At 60.3% G+C, this 17,562-nt stretch carries 18 protein-coding genes; 9 read left to right on the forward strand and 9 right to left on the reverse strand.

The window, feature by feature from the left end; translation table 11 throughout:
- The first annotated feature begins 588 nt into the window (after positions 1 to 588).
- On the forward strand, positions 589 to 951 hold the full coding sequence (locus AC07ZE_RS18780; RefSeq protein ID WP_207266162.1) for a DUF6124 family protein: 363 nt from the start codon (positions 589 to 591) through the stop codon (positions 949 to 951).
- A gap of 145 nt (positions 952 to 1,096) precedes the next feature.
- Here AC07ZE_RS18780 and AC07ZE_RS18785 read toward each other — a convergent pair whose 3' ends face one another.
- Entirely contained in the window at positions 1,097 to 1,486 is a 390-nt protein-coding gene (locus AC07ZE_RS18785; RefSeq protein ID WP_207266163.1) for a c-type cytochrome, read from the reverse strand.
- 246 nt (positions 1,487 to 1,732) lie between these two features.
- Here AC07ZE_RS18785 and AC07ZE_RS18790 point away from each other — a divergent pair, with 246 nt between their 5' ends.
- The 3 genes from AC07ZE_RS18790 (at position 1,733) to AC07ZE_RS18800 (ending at position 3,801) form a co-directional block, all read left to right on the forward strand.
- The gene (locus tag AC07ZE_RS18790; protein WP_207266164.1) at positions 1,733 to 2,485 is read left to right on the forward strand and encodes an SDR family oxidoreductase; all 753 of its coding nucleotides are present in this window, start codon (positions 1,733 to 1,735) and stop codon (positions 2,483 to 2,485) included.
- Between the two features lie 56 nt (positions 2,486 to 2,541).
- The gene (locus AC07ZE_RS18795; RefSeq protein WP_207266165.1) at positions 2,542 to 2,946 is read left to right on the forward strand and encodes a cupin domain-containing protein; all 405 of its coding nucleotides are present in this window, start codon (positions 2,542 to 2,544) and stop codon (positions 2,944 to 2,946) included.
- A gap of 255 nt (positions 2,947 to 3,201) precedes the next feature.
- Positions 3,202 to 3,801, forward strand: a complete 600-nt coding sequence (locus tag AC07ZE_RS18800) for a phage infection protein (protein ID WP_259331979.1) — start codon at positions 3,202 to 3,204, stop codon at positions 3,799 to 3,801.
- A 103-nt stretch (positions 3,802 to 3,904) separates the two neighbouring features.
- Here the strand turns inward: AC07ZE_RS18800 and AC07ZE_RS18805 are convergent, their stop codons facing one another.
- Positions 3,905 to 4,735, reverse strand: a complete 831-nt coding sequence (locus tag AC07ZE_RS18805; protein ID WP_095192651.1) for an oxidoreductase — start codon at positions 4,733 to 4,735, stop codon at positions 3,905 to 3,907.
- A gap of 130 nt (positions 4,736 to 4,865) precedes the next feature.
- Here AC07ZE_RS18805 and AC07ZE_RS18810 point away from each other — a divergent pair, with 130 nt between their 5' ends.
- The gene (locus tag AC07ZE_RS18810; RefSeq protein WP_207266166.1) at positions 4,866 to 5,765 is read left to right on the forward strand and encodes a LysR family transcriptional regulator; all 900 of its coding nucleotides are present in this window, start codon (positions 4,866 to 4,868) and stop codon (positions 5,763 to 5,765) included.
- Between the two features lie 101 nt (positions 5,766 to 5,866).
- Here the strand turns inward: AC07ZE_RS18810 and AC07ZE_RS18815 are convergent, their stop codons facing one another.
- Both AC07ZE_RS18815 and AC07ZE_RS18820 read right to left on the reverse strand, forming a co-directional pair.
- A complete protein-coding gene (locus tag AC07ZE_RS18815) occupies positions 5,867 to 6,109 on the reverse strand; it encodes a DUF2798 domain-containing protein (protein ID WP_207266167.1) in 243 nt (80 codons plus the stop codon).
- A 61-nt stretch (positions 6,110 to 6,170) separates the two neighbouring features.
- Positions 6,171 to 6,890: a cysteine hydrolase family protein gene (locus AC07ZE_RS18820; RefSeq protein ID WP_207266168.1), complete on the reverse strand. Its 720-nt coding sequence runs from the start codon at positions 6,888 to 6,890 to the stop codon at positions 6,171 to 6,173.
- Positions 6,891 to 7,043: 153 nt separating this feature from the next.
- Between AC07ZE_RS18820 and AC07ZE_RS18825 the strand changes: the two genes are divergently transcribed.
- From AC07ZE_RS18825 to AC07ZE_RS18840, 4 genes are all read left to right on the forward strand, one after another.
- Positions 7,044 to 7,934 (forward strand): AraC family transcriptional regulator, encoded by an 891-nt coding sequence (locus tag AC07ZE_RS18825; RefSeq protein ID WP_207266169.1) that lies wholly within the window; start codon positions 7,044 to 7,046, stop codon positions 7,932 to 7,934.
- Between the two features lie 20 nt (positions 7,935 to 7,954).
- Positions 7,955 to 8,260, forward strand: a complete 306-nt coding sequence (locus AC07ZE_RS18830) for an NIPSNAP family protein (RefSeq protein WP_207266170.1) — start codon at positions 7,955 to 7,957, stop codon at positions 8,258 to 8,260.
- Positions 8,261 to 8,611: 351 nt separating this feature from the next.
- Positions 8,612 to 10,264, forward strand: a complete 1,653-nt coding sequence (locus AC07ZE_RS18835) for an arylsulfatase (protein ID WP_207266171.1) — start codon at positions 8,612 to 8,614, stop codon at positions 10,262 to 10,264.
- 37 nt (positions 10,265 to 10,301) lie between these two features.
- On the forward strand, positions 10,302 to 10,925 hold the full coding sequence (locus AC07ZE_RS18840; protein ID WP_259331980.1) for a phosphotransferase: 624 nt from the start codon (positions 10,302 to 10,304) through the stop codon (positions 10,923 to 10,925).
- Here the strand turns inward: AC07ZE_RS18840 and AC07ZE_RS18845 are convergent.
- From AC07ZE_RS18845 to speB, 5 genes are all read right to left on the reverse strand, one after another.
- Positions 10,898 to 11,356: a GNAT family N-acetyltransferase gene (locus tag AC07ZE_RS18845; RefSeq protein WP_207266172.1), complete on the reverse strand. Its 459-nt coding sequence runs from the start codon at positions 11,354 to 11,356 to the stop codon at positions 10,898 to 10,900. The genes AC07ZE_RS18840 and AC07ZE_RS18845 overlap by 28 nt on opposite strands.
- Before the next feature lie 98 nt (positions 11,357 to 11,454).
- Positions 11,455 to 13,143, reverse strand: coding sequence for a choline dehydrogenase (gene betA / locus AC07ZE_RS18850; protein ID WP_207266173.1), 1,689 nt, complete (start codon positions 13,141 to 13,143; stop codon positions 11,455 to 11,457).
- A 3-nt stretch (positions 13,144 to 13,146) separates the two neighbouring features.
- Complete coding sequence (locus AC07ZE_RS18855; protein WP_207266174.1) at positions 13,147 to 14,715, reverse strand: purine-cytosine permease family protein; 1,569 nt, start codon at positions 14,713 to 14,715, stop codon at positions 13,147 to 13,149.
- Between the two features lie 187 nt (positions 14,716 to 14,902).
- On the reverse strand, positions 14,903 to 16,414 hold the full coding sequence (locus AC07ZE_RS18860; protein ID WP_207266175.1) for an aldehyde dehydrogenase family protein: 1,512 nt from the start codon (positions 16,412 to 16,414) through the stop codon (positions 14,903 to 14,905).
- A gap of 10 nt (positions 16,415 to 16,424) precedes the next feature.
- Positions 16,425 to 17,423, reverse strand: coding sequence for an agmatinase (gene speB / locus AC07ZE_RS18865; RefSeq protein ID WP_207266176.1), 999 nt, complete (start codon positions 17,421 to 17,423; stop codon positions 16,425 to 16,427).
- Positions 17,424 to 17,562 lie beyond the last annotated feature (139 nt).

A 17,562-nucleotide genomic window follows, 5' to 3' on the forward strand; every position in this document is an offset into this window, starting at 1 on the left:
CAAACCTCCTGGAGTATTCGAGGAGGCGTCATTTCCACCCTCGTGCAAGCGCTCGACAGCTTTCTGGAAGGTGACGACAGTAGCTATAGGACGGTTCTCGAAAGCGTGTAGGACGCATCCCGATATTGATCCGCACGACTGTAGGATTTCTTACGATCTTGACGGTTCGAGGATTTCTGAACGCAGTAAAAACCTCGAAGCGAACCTGGATTGGCCGCGATTCAGAACTTTTTACGATCAGATTTCTGCCTGTTTAAAAGTCGGCAAAGTTACTTCAGGAAAGCCACAGCACCTTGCGTCGTTGCCTACGGTTACGCCAGAATCCGCCGGCTTGTGCGCCTTGGGGCTGGGTTTTATCGTTTGCCGGTCGCTGAAAAAAACAGCGATCGGGTTTGGTAGCCCGGGACATAAGGTGCAGCATCGTCATTTGCAGCGATTTTTCTTCCCTGCTTTATGGTGGTCATGCACAGGGCGCCTTCGGGTGCGCCGGTTTCTCCTTGTGTCCCGGTCTACCAACCTGCGTATGGCCACCACCCTTCGTTTGGTAGCGAGGGTGATGGCTCCTCAATGACATAAGGAGCTTCATCTATGTTCAAACCAACACCTAATCCCCCTGAAACCGATCCAGCCTCCCCCTACCAAAGCCCCGATTCCAAGCAATTTTACGAAGCCGCCGAACGCGCGCTCAATCACTACCTCAACCCGGCCGCCAATATCATGGCCACGCCGCGCTCACCCAGCACCATGTTCACCATCAACCCGGAACTCGACACCGAAACCTTGCTGGCGCATGCCTGCGAGTCACTGGCCTCGGCCAATGTCATGGCCAGTGATCTGGCGGGGTTTCTGGAGGGGACGCATCGCAATACCCTGCTGGGCATTGCTCAGGTCATCATGCTGGGGGAGCTGGCGGTGAATCGGGCGCTGGATCGGATTGATCCACCTGAGTAACGATCAATCCATGGATTTTTGGCAGGGCAACAATCGCTTTCGCGAGCAGGCTCGCTCCCACAGAAGATCGCATATCCCTTGTGGGAGCGAGCCTGCTCGCGAAGGCGGCATCACTGTGAACGATCCTGGCCCTGACTCACCCTGATCACTGAGCCTGAAATGTTTCCAGATAAGCCAGCACATCATCGATCTTTTCCTGATCGCTGATCCCCCAGAAAATCATCCGCGTACCCGACACCACGGCCTTCGGATCCTCGATGTACGCCGCGAGTTTGTCCCGCGTCCAGACAATGCCCGATGACTTCATGGCATCGGAGTACTGATAGTCCGTGGTGCTGCCCGCCACGCGTCCGAACACATCGTTGAGTTGTGGGCCGAAGAATGCGCGCGCGCCCTCCCCGACCTGATGGCAGCCGCCACACACCCGCTTGAACAGTTTCCCGCCCGCCTCGGCATCACCCTGCGCGATCGCTTGCCCGGCGAACAGGCCTGTACCAAGACTCAGGATGAAGGTCATCACGGCCGCTTTGTTCATTTACCGCTCCAGATCAGGCATTGCCCATCGCAAAAAATGGCCGCCATTTGATCATGACTTGGCCGCTTTCCCGAAGCACTTCAGGCGCATGCCAACAAAGCCTGCCGTCCATCCCTCCAACGCAGCGCGCAGCCGTTGCCCGCCTAGACTAGCCTATCAATGCGTCTCAACTGCAAGGCGCATCGACTCACCCGGTGAGTGGCATGCGCACCCTGCCACCGCATTCCAATCAAGGGAGGCACAAACATGAAAATTGTCGTCATCGGCGGTACAGGCCTGATCGGAACACAACTCTGCAAAATCCTGCGCGAAAGTGGACATGATGTCGTGCCCGCCACGCCCAGTACCGGTGTCAACGCGGTGACCGGGGAAGGATTGCAGGCAGCGTTGCAAGGCGCCGAGGTGGTGGTCGATGTCGCCAACTCACCCTCGTTCGAAGATGCCGCCGTACTCGAATTCTTTGAAAAATCCGGACGCAACCTCGCCGCTGCCGAGAAGACCGCGGGGGTCAAGCACCACGTTGCGCTCTCGGTGGTCGGCACGGAGCGGATGCTCGAAAGCGGTTACTTCCGCGCCAAAATGGCCCAGGAGGCACTGATCAAAAAATCCGGGGTGCCCTTTACGATCCTGCGCGCCACGCAGTTTTTCGAGTTCCTCGGCGCCATTGCGCAATCCGGCGCTCAAGCAGACGGCACCATTCGCCTGACCTCGGCCGCCCTTCAGCCGATCGCCTCGGCCGATGTTGCGGCGACACTGGCCGCGATTGCCGTGGCCTCCCCCACTGGGGGGATCGAGGAGGTGGCCGGGCCCGACAAGCAGCCCCTGGTCTCGTTCGCCAAAACCTACCTGCAGCACACCCAGGATCAGCGTGACGTGATTACAGACGATAAGGCCGGGTACTACGGCGCGATCATCAACGACCAGTCGCTGACCCCAGGCGCCAACCCCATCCTTGGCAAGATTCACTTCGATCAATGGCTCAAGAACACCAGCGCCTAGCGCTGACTCATCGGGGCGTGCAATTGCCCCCCCTTCAACCTCATCAGGAGCGTCCCATGCGAACCCCCGTTATCCTCGCCCTGTTTGCCCTGTCGTTCACCGCCACCACGCCGGCCCTGGCTGCCGACGCGCCACACCCGGACGTCAAGGAGGTGTCGGTCACGGCACTTCCCGATTACCCCGGCAAGGAAGTGTTGATGCTCACCGTCGAATACCCGCCGGGAGGGGCCGATCCGGTTCACCGGCACGACGCCCATGGTTTCATCTATGTACTCGAAGGCTCCATTGTCATGGGGGTCAAGGGTGGCAAAGAAGTCACGCTGATGCCCGGACAAAGCTTCCACGAAGGCCCCAACGACATCCACACCGTAGGCCGCAACGCGAGTAAGGACAAACCCGCCAAATTCGTCGTGTTTCTGTTGAAAGACCAAGGCAAGCCACCGGTCATCCCGGTCCCTTGAACGGGTCGCTTTGCTACTGCTGCCGACTCATTGCCCTGCGCAAAAAAACGGGTCGGCAGCCTCCTGCCTCCACTCCACCCATACCTGCGTATGACGCGTTCATACCAAGATATCCCGCTGCACAACCTATGCATAAGTGACGTGATTTCTGGGCCAATTAAGATGCATGCATCGAATGTCCGGGCTGAAACGGCCTGCATTCATGCCTGCCAGGTTATTGCTTGAATAACCCCCCTGACCCAAAAGGTGAACATGATGAACACCCCTCGTTATGCATTAGGGATTGCCCTGTTTTCGACCCTTGGATTGATCGCGAAAAACCTTCACGCCGCCGAGACCGGTACCGGAACAGCCGGTGTTGGCACCACCGCGCACAACGCTGCCGAAGGCGGCGCCGACCGCATCAAGGAAAGGCAACTGGCCGCGGACGGTGCGGATCGTCTCAAGGGCAATCAGGTTGCAGAAGGGGGGGCTGACCGTCTGAGAGAACGGCAACTCAAACAGAATCAGGTCGCCGAAGGCGGTGCCGATCGCCTGAAGGAACGCCAACTTGCCGAGGGCGGCGCCGATCGCCTGAGGGAACGCCAGCTCGCCGAGGGTGGCGCCGATCGCCTGAAGGAACGCCAACTTGCCGAGGGCGGTGCCGACCGCCTGAGGGAACGTCAACTGGCGGCGGACGGTTCCGAGCGCCTGAAACAAAACAGCGTTGCAGCGGGCGGATACAACTCGATGCGCGGGACACGGGTGGCGCAAGGCGGTTCCGATCGACTGCTGCAGAACCATTACGCCGACGGCAGCAACGGCTACGATGCCAGCTCCGACGTCATGCCCTACTTCTGCCTGGAATGCCGCTGATCAGGAATCAAATCAGCGCTGTACAGAAAGCAGATAAACACTCCAATCCTTGTGGGAGCGAGCAGGCTCGCCCCCACAGGTTCAGCGTTTAAGTTTTAAGGCATCAGTCCTTGAAATCGGTCGACAGCGCCAGCTCATTCCACTCGGCCAGTTCCTGGGCGACAAAGCGGTTTTTCGCTTCGATCCGCGCAATGGTGTCACTGCCCAGTGCCAGACGTTGCGGTGGGTTCGACGCATTGACCAGCGCCAGCATGGCCTCGGCAAATTTCACCGGATCACCGGGTTGGGCATGGTTGGCGGCTTCGGCATGCTTGCGCATGGCACCGACTGTTTCGTCGTAATCCGGCAACTCCAGCGCGGTCTTCACCAGTGACTGCTCGTCAAGGAAGTCAGTGCGGAAGAAGCCCGGTTCCACCACCGTGGCGTGGATGCCCAGCGGCGCCAGTTCCTGATGCAGCGCCTCGGTGATGCCTTCGACCGCAAACTTGGTCGAACCGTAGACCCCCCAGCCCATGTAGGCCTGGTAGCCGCCGATGGAGGAAATGTTGATCACATGTCCGGAGCGCTGGCGACGCATGTGCGGCAGTACCGCGCGGGTCACGTTGAGTACGCCGAAGACGTTGGTGGCGAACAGACGCTCGGTCTCGCTGGCGCTGGTTTCCTCTACTGCACCCAACACACCGAAGCCGGCATTGTTGATCAGCACATCGATCCGACCGAAACGCTTGATGCCTTCTGCCACGGCCTGATGCGCTTCTTCTTCGCGGGTCACGTCCAAACGCACGGCCAGCAGGTTTGGATGATCACCCAGTTTGGCCGTGATTTCTTCGGGTTTACGGGCCGTGGCAATCACCGCGTCGCCAGCACGCAGAGCATGTTCTGCGATCAGAGTGCCAAAACCACGGGAAGCACCAGTAATGAGCCAAGTACGCATATCAACTCCTCCTGTCAGCGACCCGAGCGTGATTGCCGGGCCTTCTTGATGAGTTGACGCAACTTTAAAACTCCACTACTGATGTGATAATCCCAATAATTTTGCATGACTTTGTGAAAGGCATTCACATATGAAAGCACCTTCAGCGGCGGATCTCTCGATTTTCCTGTGCGTGGCCAGTCACCTGAATTTCAGCCGGGCGGCGGTCGAGCTGGGCGTGACGCCTTCAGCGCTTAGCCATTCGGTGCGAACCCTGGAGAACCGGCTCGGCGTCAGGCTGTTCAACCGTACCACCCGTAGCGTCGGGTTGACCGAGGCAGGTGAACGACTCAATGCACGATTGAAACCAGCCTTCCGGGATATCGACGATGCCCTGGAAGACCTCAACAATTTCCGCGACAAACCCTCCGGCAGCCTGCGCATCACGGCCGGTCGCCAGGCCGCGGAATGGGTGCTGCTGCCGCTGGCCGGCCGGTTCCTGGAGGTCTATCCGGACGTGAAGCTGGAGATCGTGGCCGATGATGGCCTGGTCGATGTGGTCTCCGCCGGTTTCGATGCCGGCGTACGTTTCGGCGCGCGCCTGGAGGCCGACATGGTGTCCTTGCCGATCGGCGCCTACATGCGCTCGGTGGTGGTGGGCTCGCCGGCGTTCTTTGCCCGGCACCCGGTTCCGCAGAAACCCGAAGACATTCACGGCCTGCCGTGCATCCGCCATCGTTTTCCGAGCGGTTCGCTGTATCGCTGGGAATTCGAGCGCGGCGGTATCGCCCAGGAAATCGAAGTCGACGGCCCCCTGACCCTGGGCGATGTGAGCCTGATGGTCGGCCCGGCCCTGCAAGGCGTCGGCATCGCCTACCTCTTCGAAGACATGGTCAAGGCACAGGTGGCCGACGGCAGCCTGATCCAGGTGCTGGGCGACTGGTGCCCCTTCTACCCGGGACTGCACCTCTATTACCCGAGCCGGCGCCATGTGCCCGCGACACTCAAGGCCTTCATCGAATTTGCCCGCAACACCCGACAGGTGTCCTGATCGTCCTTGAACGTGATATTGCCGAAGCCGGCCGTGATAAAACCGCGTCGGATGAGCCCAAACTCAACAATGATGCCGTGCAACGAGCGGTTGCGTTTCGCTCACCCCCGGCTCGGCTCATCTTCCACCAGCAACGTCGCCAGGCGTTTGATCAACGGCGTTGCCAGCAGCACGAAAGGAATAAGGGTGGCCCAGGCCAGCAACCAGGCTTTGAACCAGTAAACCAGCAGCGCATCGGGGGAAAGGCCGGAGGGACTGGCAATCGCGGCGGCAATGGCGCAGGTGATGGCCGACTGGATCACGCCAGTGGCGTGCTGACGGTAGCGCGGGGAAAGTCTGCGCATGCTGCGAGCCTCCTGAGGGTATGGCGGTGCCCCGTGCCACGGGGCACCGCCAGGGTGCGGATCAGGCCTTGAGGTAGTCCAGGGTTTGCGCCGTGGTCCACAGGGCATTGGCGATGTAGCGGTAGTTGATCAGCGCCGCCAGGTAACCATCGCCTTCCGGAGTGGTCGGGCCGGCGGTGGCGTCACGGACCACGGCCACTTCAAACCCCTGCTCCAGCAGCTCACGCAAGTGCGACTCGACACAAAGGTTGGCCGCCATGCCCGCCAGAATGACCTGCGACACGCCGTGCTTGCGCAGTTGCAACGCCAGGTCATTGGTTTCCGGACCGTACACCTTGTGCGGCGAGGCAATGATGGTTTTGCCATCGAGGATGTAGGGCTTGAATTCGGGCATGAAATCAGCACCGGAGTTTTCGAAACCGTCGAGGGTCAGCGGCCCCTTGCGATCGAACATGCAGATACTGTGCATGACCTTCTCCAGTGGCCCGCCGAACTGCCATTCGTGGTCGCACGGATAGTAGTAATGCGGGGAAACGGCGACGGTAATGCCCGCGTCTTTGGCCGCGGCAAACAACTGGCCCAGGTGATTGACCACATCGTGTTCGACGACGCTCTTGCCGAACACGCTCCAGCTCACGCCCTCGGGGCTGAGGAAGTCGATCTGCGGGTCGATGACCACCAGCGCGGTGCGGGACAGGTCGAGTTTCATGCCCGGGTCCGGCAACGCGGGTTCTGCCGGGTCGACGTACTGGGGGGCGCTGCGGATCGAATCGTTGCTCATAGCGGTGGACTCCGGTCGTGGACGAGAAATATCGCTCTGCGCCATGGCACCCGTCAGGGGCGTTGATTACCATCGGCGAGAGCTGCATCCTACGGTCGCGCCCTGCTCCACTTTTGCCAGGACGTGCAGAGTCTTTACCCGGGCGTCTCCAGCATGGATATCCTTTCCGAATTCTTCGAACGCACGCACCTGCAGGGCCGACTGTTCTTCGCCGGTCCCGTGGACGGTACGCTGGTGCTCGACAAGCCACCGGGCATGGCGTTTATCCATGTAATCAGCCGCGGCGGCATCGACATGGTGCAACCGGGGCTGCCGAAAATTTCCATCAACGAACCCAGCGTGCTGTTCTGCCCCAGCAGCTGCCGTTATCAGCTGCGCTCCAATTCCGCGCAAGGCGCCGAGCTGATCTGCGCTTCGTTCCAGTTCGGGCGCAATGCCCTGCAGCCCTTCCCCCTCGGGCTCAAGGAAACCCTGGTGTTTGCGTTCCGGCAACTGGACAACCTCGTCCCCCTGCTCGGCATCCTGATCAACGAATTCCAGGACCAGGCCCCGGGCCGGAGCAAGGCATTGAACCTGCTGCTCGAATACCTCTTCGTACGCCTGGTTCGGCGTTCGGTGATGGAAGGCAAGATTTCCAGCGGCCTGCTCTATGCCCTGCAGGATGGGCGCCTTGCGACCGTATTCAGCCGGATTCACCAGGAACCGGAGGCACTCTGGACCGTGGAGAAACTGGCTCAGCTTGCGAACATGTCGCGGTCGAAATTCTCGGCGTACTTCACCCGGATCATGCAGATCTCACCGATGGGCTACGTCACCGCCTGGAGAATGAAACTGGCCCAGGACCTGCTGCGCGACGGGGTGCAAATCAAGGTGATCGCCGACTCGGTGGGCTACAGCTCGCAAGCCTCGTTCTCCAGAACCTTCCTCAACGTGGTGGGCCTGCCGCCGGCCGAATGGCTCAAGCGCGATGCAAGCGGTGAAGACGTGCCGCAAGTGACGGCCCGCGTACAGCGCGACCTGCCGGACGATTCAACCCTTCAATAACCCAGTCAGAGGGAAAACAGATGATTACCTGCTACCTGAAATATGTGCTCGACCCCTACAAGCTCGACGCGTTCGAACACTACGGCAAACTGTGGATTCCCCTGGTGGAAAAATTCGGCGGCCAGCATCACGGTTACTTCCTGCCGTCCGAAGGTGCCAGCAACATCGCCCTGGCCCTGTTCACCTTCCCCAGCCTTGCCGCCTACGAAACGTACCGGCAACAGTCGATGAACGACCCGCAGTGCATCGCCGCGTTCAAATACGCCGAAGAAACCCGCTGCATCCTCAGTTACGAGCGCAGCTTTTTCCGGCCGGTCTTCGGCTAATCAAACGCAATCGGTGTGAGGTCGCTCGCCAGTGCTCGGCATGACCTCGCTCCGGTTCTGCGCCTTGCAACGATCCTTTTGTGGAAGCAAACCTGCTCGCGAAAGATGACGGCTGCACGGTTTCGCCAGAAAATCGACGAACGATGTCAATTACGCGGCGTACGGCAGCGCACAGCACAGGTTGTAGAACTAATCTTCCACGACCGCCTTGTATAGATCGGGATTGCATTCTGCCCTTGGAAAGCTTCCTCGAACTGTCCTGGCGCATGGTTGGGTGATCACGCACCAGGATCCTTTTTGTTTTGCCTCCCGTTGAGTGGTCTGGCAGCAATTCTTGAGAGGACACCGGGTATGAATAGGCACTCGCACCACATCAGATTTTACGTTGCGTGTTCATTAATCATCGCACTCAACGGTATAGCGCAGGCAGCACAGACAGAAAAAACCAATATCCTGTTCATCGTCTCCGACGACACCGGCTACGGTGATCTCGGCCCTTACGGCGGCGGTGTCGGACGAGGCATGCCGACGCCCAGCATCGACCAGTTGGCGGCTGAAGGCACCACCTTCTACTCCTTCTATGCCCAACCCAGTTGCACCCCGGGCCGGGCCGCGATGCAGACCGGGCGCATCCCCAACCGCAGCGGCATGACCACGGTAGCCTTTCAGGGTCAGGGCGGTGGCTTGCCGGCGGCGGAATGGACGCTGGCCTCCGTGCTGAAAACCGGAGGTTACGACACCTACTTCACCGGCAAGTGGCACTTGGGCGAAGACGACTACGCCCTGCCCAATGCTCAAGGCTATGACGTGATGAAGTACGTTGGCCTGTATCACCTGAACGCCTACACCTACGCGGACCCTGCATGGTTCCCGGACATGGACGACGAAACCCGCGCCATGTTTACCAAAGTGACGCGCGGCGCGCTGTCGGCAAAAACGGGGGAAAAAGCGGTCGAAGAATTCAAGATCAACGGCCAGTACGTCGACACGCCTCTGATCGATGGCAAACCCGGTGTCGTCGGCATCCCGTTCTTCGACGGCTATGTCGAAAAAGCCGCGCTGGAGTTTCTCGACACCGCATCGAAATCCGACAAACCGTTCTTCATCAACGTCAACTTCATGAAGGTGCACCAGCCGAACATGCCGGCACCGGAGTTCGCCCACAAGTCGATCTCCAAGACCAAATACGCCGACTCGGTGGTAGAACTCGATACCCGCATCGGTCGCATTCTGGACAAGTTGAAAGCCCTGGGAATGGATAAAAACACCCTGGTGGTCTACACCACCGACAACGGCGCCTGGCAGGACGTTTACCCCGACGCCGGCTACACGCCCTTCCGTGGCACCAAAGGCACCGTGCGCGAAGGCGGCAACCGCGTGCCGGCAATCATGGCCTGGCCCGGCAAGATCAAGCCCAACACCAAGAACCACGACATCATGGGCGGTCTGGACCTGATGGCGACCTTTGCTTCCATTGCCGGCGTGAAGCTGCCGGACAAGGATCGTGAAGGCAAGCCGATCATCTTCGACAGCTACGACATGACCCCGGTGCTGCTCGGAACCGGCCCGGCCCCTCGTAAAGAGTGGTTCTACTTCACCGAGAACGAGCTCTCTCCCGGTGCCGCCCGTGTCGGCAACTACAAGGCCGTGTTCAACCTTAGGGGCGACAATGGAGCCGTCACCGGTGGACTGGCGGTCGACAGCAACCAGGGCTGGAAAGGCCCGAGCAAGTATGTGGCGACGGTGCCACAGGTCTTCGACCTGCTGCAGGATCCGCAGGAACGCTACGACGTGTTCATGAACAACTACACCGAGCACACCTGGACCATGGTGCCGATCAGCATGGCGATCACGAAACTGATGAAAACCTACGTCCAATATCCACCACGCAAACTGCAAAGCATGAGTTACGACGGCCCTGTCGAGTTGTCCAAATACCAAAAATTCCAGTCCGTTCGCGAAGACCTGGAGAAAGAAGGCGTCATCATTCCAATGCCTAACTAGCCCTGTGGTGGCAGCCTCGTCGAGGCTGCCATTTTTTTTGATCACGAACGTATCCCTAAACCCGATTTGTCAGCGGTGTCCGCCAAATCGCAGACCTCGCCCCGGGTCGCGGCTTTCGGCCACAGCGGGCGTTTTCCGTTTCTCAAGGAAGAGTATTTGCTGGTCAGTTTTTTTTGATAACCATTGCAGCGTCGATGAACGACTCATCACGAAACCGGAACAGGCCGCCACCCTGCTGCTGGAGGTTTTCCGCCTGTTTGGCCAGACCCTGGTCGAAGGTTTTGTGCACATGGACCCGCACCCCAGGAACATCCTGATCGGTCCCGATGGCGCGCTGAGGCTGATCGATTTCGAATGCTGCGCACATTCGGTGCTGGATCACGACTTCAGCCTGGGCTTTCTGCTGGGCTATTTCTATCGCTACTGGTTCCAGAGGTTCATTTCGCTGGCGGACTACGACGCTTGCTGCGAACACTACCTGGCCATGGCGCACCCGACCGTAAACCGGGAGATTTTCCAGCCGGTGTATACGCGGTTTCGCGACAGCGGCGTTTCTCGCAGTACGCGCTATCGCATTCTTACCTGCGCCAGATCCCAGGGCGAGTTTCTGCGCGAGCTCCGGTCATCAGCGGATCAGCCCTTGGTCAAATCGAGACAATAGGTGTAGTAACCCGGATCACGCACATAGCCCAATGACTCGTACAAACGTTGTGCGCTGATGTTATCCGTCGCTGTTTCCAGGGTCATGCCCCTGGCGCCCATCAACCGCGCGAAATCGCGGGCGGTGTTCATCAAAAGCCTGCCGACGCCTTTGCCCCGGGCGGCAGGCGCGGTGAACAGGTCGCCGAGCAACCAGGTACGGTGCGCGTCGATGGAGGAAAACGTCGGGAACATCTGCACGAAACCCAGGGTTTCGCCACTGGCGTCCACGGCATGGAAAATCACCGACTCGTCCCGGGCGATGCGCTCGGCAATAAAGTCACGCGACTGCGCCAGGTTCGAAGGCTGACCGTAGAAGCCGCGATAGGCGTCGAACAAGGGGGCGATTCTTTCGATGCTGGCAGCGTCGGCGCGCAGGGCCTGGATAGCCATGGGGATGTTCCATTGCGGGTTCGGGGAATTACAGCCTAGCAATGGGAATGGACTTTTTCCTGTGGGAGCGAGCGGGCTCGCTCCCACAATGTTTCGGGTCAGACCCGCACGTTACGCCCTGGCAACGCCGAGCGCTGGCTGTTTTCCCAGTTCTGCACCAGCCCCACCGGCACCTGCGATGCCGGCAGCATTGCCACCCCGCGCACCAGATCCGACGCCCGCTCGGCCAGCATGATGGTCGGGGCATTGAGGTTACCGTTCGGCTCGGTCGGGAACACCGAGGAGTCGATCACCCGCAGCCCGGCAATGCCATGCACCCGCAGCTCGGAATCCACCACCGCCATATCGTCCTCGCCCATGCGGCATGAGCCACAAGGGTGATAGGTGCTTTCGAGGTTTTCCCGGACGAAGGCATCGATCTGTTCATCGGTTTGCACCAGCGGACCAGGGGCGATTTCGCCGTCGCGGAAACGGTCCATGGCCTTCTGGCCGATGATCTCGCGGGTCAGGCGGATACAGCGGCGGAAGCCTTCGCGATCCTCCTCGCGTTGCAGGTAGTTGAAGCGGATTTCCGGGTGTTCGTAAGGGTCGGCGGAACGCACCCGAACATAACCGCGGCTTTTGGGTTTGTTCGGCCCGGTGAGCACCATGAAACCGTGGCCCTTGATCGGCTTGTTGCCGTCGTAACGCATGGCGGCCGGCAGAAAGTGGAACTGGATGTCCGGCCAGCGCAGGCCCTTGTCGGAGCGGATGAAACCGCCGGCCTCGAAGTGATTGGTCGCGCCCAGGCCATCCTTGAACAGCAGCCAGCGCAGGCCGATCAACAACTTGCTCAGCGGGTCCATTTTGCTGTTGAGTGTCACCGGTTCCTTGCAGCCGAACTGGATGTACACCTCGGCGTGATCCTGCAGGTTCTCCCCTACCCCGGGCAGATCATGGCGCACCTCGATCCCGGCCTTGCGCAGGACGCCGGCCGGGCCGATGCCGGAGCGTTGCAGCAAGTGCGGCGAACCGATGGGGCCGGACGAAATCAGCACTTCGCGATTGCAATACACCTCATGGGTCTGGCCGTCGTGATCATAGCGAATGCCTACCGCGCGCTTGCCTTCGAGGATGATCTGCCGGGTCATCGCGTGGGTGATCACGGTCAGGTTCGGGCGGCCCATGGCTGGGCGCAGATAGGCATTGGCGGTGGAACAACGCACGCCGTTCTTGACGGTCATGTGCATGGCTCCGAAGCCTTCCTGCATGAAGCCGTTGCAATCGTCAGTCTTGATATAGCCCGCTTCGGCGCCGGCTTCGACCCAGGCCCCGTACAGCGGGTTTTTCATGTGGTTGCCGTTGGTGGTGTGCAGCGGCCCGGTTTGCCCGCGATAGCTGTCCCCACCGGACTCGTAGCTCTCGGCACGCTTGAAGTACGGCAGGCAATTTTTATAACCCCAGCCCTGGGCGCCGAGGGTTTCCCACTCATCGAAGTCATAGGCATGGCCACGGATGTAGACCAGGCCATTGATCGACGACGATCCCCCCAACACCTTGCCGCGCGGGCAGTGAATGCGCCGGCCATTGAGGTACGTCTCAGGCTCGGTTTCGTAGCGCCAGTTGTACTTTTTGGTGTTCATCGGGATCGAAAACGCACTGGGCATCTGGATCACCACGCTGCGGTCGCTGCCGCCGAACTCCAGCACCAGCACAGACGTGGCCGGGTCTTCGCTGAGACGGTTGGCCAACACACAACCGGCCGAACCGGCACCGATGATGATGTAGTCGTATTTTTGCGTAGCCATGATTTATCTCCGAGCCGCCGATTCGTTGAACACCGGCAACGAGGGTTTGGTCAGCGAGTCGCCGGTGGTGTAGTGCGGGCAGGTTTTTTCGATGTGCTGGATGATGGTTTCTTCGCGCTTGAGATCGATCGAGCGGCTCAGCCAGTAGTACGCCAGCCCCGATACGATCAGCCCGATCAGCCAGGCGATGTCGATGCTGCCCAACGCCTTGGCCAGCGGGCCGACATACACCTCGCGCTGCTCTACACCGTCATAGATGTAGAAGAACGGGATCATCGAGATGAAGCCGATGGCATACGCGACAATGCCCCGCAGGCCCCAACTGCCATAGATATTGCCGTGGGGCATGAAGAAGTGCGGGATGGCGTAGCGGCCCTTGCGCACGAAGAAGTAGTCGGTGAGGTTGACCGAGGTCCAGGGCACCAGGAAGTACAGCATCACCACCAGGTAGATGCCGAGCACCGACAGGCCCTTGCCCGAACTCTGGATGCTCAGGGCCACGCCCAGTTGCAGCAGGATCACGAAACCGATGGCCAGGATTCGCGCCTTGCGGGTCGGTTCGATGCGCTTGATGGAGTCGACGCAGGTCAGCGTGGTCAGCTTGGCGCTGTAGATATTCATCGCAATCACCGGCAGGAACGCCAGGATGGTGATGACCACTACCGCTGTGCCCATCAGTGGCGACACGGTGTTGCCGACTTGCCCCAAGGCCACCAGTACGTCGGTGGAGTGCAGGTGATCAGCCAGCCAGCCACCCACGGAAATCATCCATGCACCGGACAACGACGCACCGAGGAACACCACCGCGATCAACTTGCCGCTGGAGGTGTTTTTCGGCAGGTAACGCGAGTAATCGGACACATACGGCGCATACGCAATGTTGTAGCTCGCCGCCGCCGCGAACTGGGCGATGAAGCCGGTCCAGTTGAAGCCCAATGGCGCCGGGGCTGCTTCACCTTCGGCCAGTGGCGGCAACACCGCGTCCGGCACCCAGCCCATCACCACTGCCAGCGTCACCAGGCCGTACAGCGGCAGCGACAGGTACAGGGCCCATTTGAAACTGCGGTGCATCCAGTCATGCCCCAGAATCGCCAGCACCGCCGCCGGGATGGTCACCGCCACCGCAATCACCGTGGGGCTGAACCCGAACAGCGTGTGCAGCCCTTGCATCATCAGCACCAGGTTGACGATGTTGAAACCGGCGAACACGAACAACGTCGCCAACAGCACCAGAATCACCCCGCGATAACCGAACTGCGCCCGAGACTGGATCATCTGCGGCAGGCCCAGGTGCGGGCCTTGCGAGCCATGAAAGGCCATGAACAGCGTGCCGAACATGATGCCCAGCGTACCGGCCAGGGTGGTCCAGAGCGCCGTCAGGCCCACGCTTGGGCCGACGAAGCCGATGGTCATGGTGAAGAAGGTGAAATTGCCGAGGAACCAGAACGGGCCTTGGCTCGACAGTTTGTCGGTGCGCTCGTTCTCAGGGATGAAATCGATGGAATGCCCCTCGACCACGGATTTGTCGTCGAGGATGGGCAGACTCGGAGCAGGCTTGGCGTCAATGTTCATGATGGTCTCTTATTGTTGGAAGATCATGACGAGATAACCGCATTGTTTCGGGTGAACGACGTCCCTGTTGAATGCCCCGTGAAGATCCCTGTGGGAGCGAGCCTGCTCGCGAAGGCGATTGATCAGGCGACATTAATGCTGAATGTGCCGGCCTCTTCGCGAGCGGCTCGCTCCCTCAGGGATTGCGTCAACCGGGCAGCGTGATCCACACCGCCTTGGTTTCGAGCAGGTAGTCGAGCTGCTCCGCGCCCAGGTCCTTGCCGAAACCCGACTGCTTGTAGCCACCGAACGGCATCGACGGGTCGAGGGTGCCGTGGGCGTTGACGTAGACCGAACCCGCTTTCAACCGCGGTATCAGGCTGTGCACTTTTCCAAGGTCGTTGGAATACAGGGCCGCCGCCAGGCCGTAGGGCGAGTCATTGGCCAGGGCCAGGGCCTCTTCTTCATCGTCGAACGCGGCGGTCACCAGCACCGGGCCGAAGATCTCCTCCTGGACGATGCGCATGTCGTTGCGGCAATGGGCAAAAATGGTCGGCTCGACGAAGAAACCCGGACCCTCGACCGGCTGGCCGCCGTAGACCAGTTCGGCACCTTCGCGCTTGCCGGTCTCGATGTAATCGGTCACGCGCTGCTTCTGCAACGCCGAGACCAGCGGTCCGATGAAACAGTCCGGGTCCAGCCCCGGCGCCATCTTCAAGGTCCGTGTGTAGGCGATCAGTTCACGCAGGAATTCGTCGTAGACGCTGCGATGAACATAGGCCCGCGTACCGGCGTCGCACACCTGCCCCGAGTTGAAAAACACGCCATTGGCGACCGCTTGCGCAGCGGCCGGAATGTCTGCGTCGGCCAAGACGATTACCGGTGATTTTCCTCCCAGTTCCAGGGTTAGTCGCTTCATTTCGTCGAGTGCGGCGCGGCCCACGGTGCGGCCTACCGGGGTCGATCCGGTGAAGGTCAGTTTGTCGATGCCGGGGTGGGTGGCCATGGCCGCGCCGACCACGCTGCCGCGCCCGGTGACGATGTTGATCACGCCGTCCGGGATGCCCGCTTCCTGTACCAGCTCAGCAAATCGCAGGGCCGAGAGCGAGGTCAGTTCGGCGGGTTTGACCACCACGGTGCAACCGGTGGCCAGTGCCGCGCCAAGCTTCCAGGCCATGGTTTGCAGCGGGAAATTCCACGGCACGATAGCGCCGACCACGCCCACGGCTTCCTTGCGGGTATAGGCCAGGTAATTGCCCGGCAGCGACGGCTCGACGGTGCGCCCGTGAAGCTTGGTGGCCCAACCGGCGAAGTAACGCAGGGTGTCGACCGTGCCCTGGATATCGACATCCTTGGCGAACGCGACGGACTTGCCCATGTCGATCGATTCGATCTCCGCCAGCTCAAAGGCGTTTTGCTCGATCAGGTCCGCCAGGCGCTGTATCAGCCGTTCGCGTTCCGCCGGTTTGGCCTGGCGCCAGGCGCCGCCGTCGAACTGGGCACGGGCGGCTTGTACGGCGCGGTCCAGATCCTCGACAGTGCCTATGGGGATGCGGGTGATCAGGCCTTCAGTCGACGGCTCGATGACGTCGCAAGCCTGGCCATCGCTGGCTTCGACCCAGGCACCGCCGATGAACATTTTCTGCACCTTGCTGAGGAAGGTTTGGGTGGCTTCGCTGACGCCGAATTTTTGCAGGTAGTTTTTGACGATCGTGTCCATTTTTATGCTCTCAGGCCGGGGTGACTTCGTTGATGGACTGCCGCGCCTGGGCGCGCTCGTGGAAGATGAAACCGATGCTGTTGAGCAGCAGTTGCGCGGCGAGAATCGAGGTCATGCCGGTCGGGTCGTAGACCGGCGCGACTTCCACCAGGTCCATGCCGACGATGTTGCCCTGGCTGCGTTTGGCCAGCGCCTGGATGATCTCCAGCACTTCGTAGTAGAGGAAACCGCCATGGCTGGGGGTGCCGGTGCCGGGGGCGATGGACGGGTCGAAACCGTCGATGTCGATGGTGATGTAGTAATTGATGTTCCGCGGAATCAGCGCCAGCACCCCATCGACACCGAGCCGGCGCACGTCGCGTACCGAAAGAATCTTCGAGCCCGCCGCGTGGGCCGCTTCGTAGTCATCGCGGTTGGACGACGACACGTTACGAATGCCCATCTGGGTCATGCCGACGATGTGGTTCATTTCCGAGGCGCGGCGCAGCGGGTTGCCGTGGCCGTAGCGCACGCCATGGCGCTCGTCGACGAAATCCAGGTGCGCATCAAAATGGATGATGTGGATCGGACCGCGCCCTTCGAACGCCTTGATCACGGGGGCATGCACCGAGTGATCACCGCCCAGTACCACCGGCATCACGCCGGCATCGAGGATCTTGCGCACCGCGTATTCGGTGTTGTGGTTACTGGTGACCATGTCGGTGTGGACGATGTCGGCATCCCCGACGTCGACCATGCGCACGTCAGCGGAGGTCAGGTACATGACGTCATCTTCGTGGTCGTAAGCGCCGGCATGGCCGAAGGAAAACAGCGTCGATGCCTCGCGAATGCCGCGGGGTCCGAACCGTGCGCCGGAGCGCCACTGGGTGCCCATGTCGTTTGGCACGCCGAGCACCGCCACGTCTGCGTCCAGGGCATCCCAATCGGTGCACACCGGGGATTTGCCGAAGGTGCAATGCCCCACGAATGGCAGGTTCAGACGACCGGATTCATAACCGTTGTTCGACATTTCAAGCCTCTCCACTTCTTGTTATCGGCTGGGCGGACTGCAAGGCGACCGCCGTTGGAAAGACTATGGGCGCAGCTTTTCGTGGAAAAAATGCTAAACATCAGATACTCATATCGGCATTGCCGATGTATTCGCAGGC

It is taken from the genome of Pseudomonas sp. GW101-3H06, assembly GCF_059424605.1.

Bases quoted from the DNA above. Each gene is read 5' to 3' on its own strand.
- AC07ZE_RS18780 (WP_207266162.1), top strand. From the start codon at position 589: ATGTTCAAACCAACACCTAATCCCCCTGAAACCGATCCAGCCTCCCCC.
- AC07ZE_RS18785 (WP_207266163.1), bottom strand. From the start codon at position 1,486: ATGAACAAAGCGGCCGTGATGACCTTCATCCTGAGTCTTGGTACAGGC.
- AC07ZE_RS18790 (WP_207266164.1), top strand. From the start codon at position 1,733: ATGAAAATTGTCGTCATCGGCGGTACAGGCCTGATCGGAACACAACTC.
- AC07ZE_RS18795 (WP_207266165.1), top strand. From the start codon at position 2,542: ATGCGAACCCCCGTTATCCTCGCCCTGTTTGCCCTGTCGTTCACCGCC.
- AC07ZE_RS18800 (WP_259331979.1), top strand. From the start codon at position 3,202: ATGAACACCCCTCGTTATGCATTAGGGATTGCCCTGTTTTCGACCCTT.
- AC07ZE_RS18805 (WP_095192651.1), bottom strand. From the start codon at position 4,735: ATGCGTACTTGGCTCATTACTGGTGCTTCCCGTGGTTTTGGCACTCTG.
- AC07ZE_RS18810 (WP_207266166.1), top strand. From the start codon at position 4,866: ATGAAAGCACCTTCAGCGGCGGATCTCTCGATTTTCCTGTGCGTGGCC.
- AC07ZE_RS18815 (WP_207266167.1), bottom strand. From the start codon at position 6,109: ATGCGCAGACTTTCCCCGCGCTACCGTCAGCACGCCACTGGCGTGATC.
- AC07ZE_RS18820 (WP_207266168.1), bottom strand. From the start codon at position 6,890: ATGAGCAACGATTCGATCCGCAGCGCCCCCCAGTACGTCGACCCGGCA.
- AC07ZE_RS18825 (WP_207266169.1), top strand. From the start codon at position 7,044: ATGGATATCCTTTCCGAATTCTTCGAACGCACGCACCTGCAGGGCCGA.
- AC07ZE_RS18830 (WP_207266170.1), top strand. From the start codon at position 7,955: ATGATTACCTGCTACCTGAAATATGTGCTCGACCCCTACAAGCTCGAC.
- AC07ZE_RS18835 (WP_207266171.1), top strand. From the start codon at position 8,612: ATGAATAGGCACTCGCACCACATCAGATTTTACGTTGCGTGTTCATTA.
- AC07ZE_RS18845 (WP_207266172.1), bottom strand. From the start codon at position 11,356: ATGGCTATCCAGGCCCTGCGCGCCGACGCTGCCAGCATCGAAAGAATC.
- betA (WP_207266173.1), bottom strand. From the start codon at position 13,143: ATGGCTACGCAAAAATACGACTACATCATCATCGGTGCCGGTTCGGCC.
- AC07ZE_RS18855 (WP_207266174.1), bottom strand. From the start codon at position 14,715: ATGAACATTGACGCCAAGCCTGCTCCGAGTCTGCCCATCCTCGACGAC.
- AC07ZE_RS18860 (WP_207266175.1), bottom strand. From the start codon at position 16,414: ATGGACACGATCGTCAAAAACTACCTGCAAAAATTCGGCGTCAGCGAA.
- speB (WP_207266176.1), bottom strand. From the start codon at position 17,423: ATGTCGAACAACGGTTATGAATCCGGTCGTCTGAACCTGCCATTCGTG.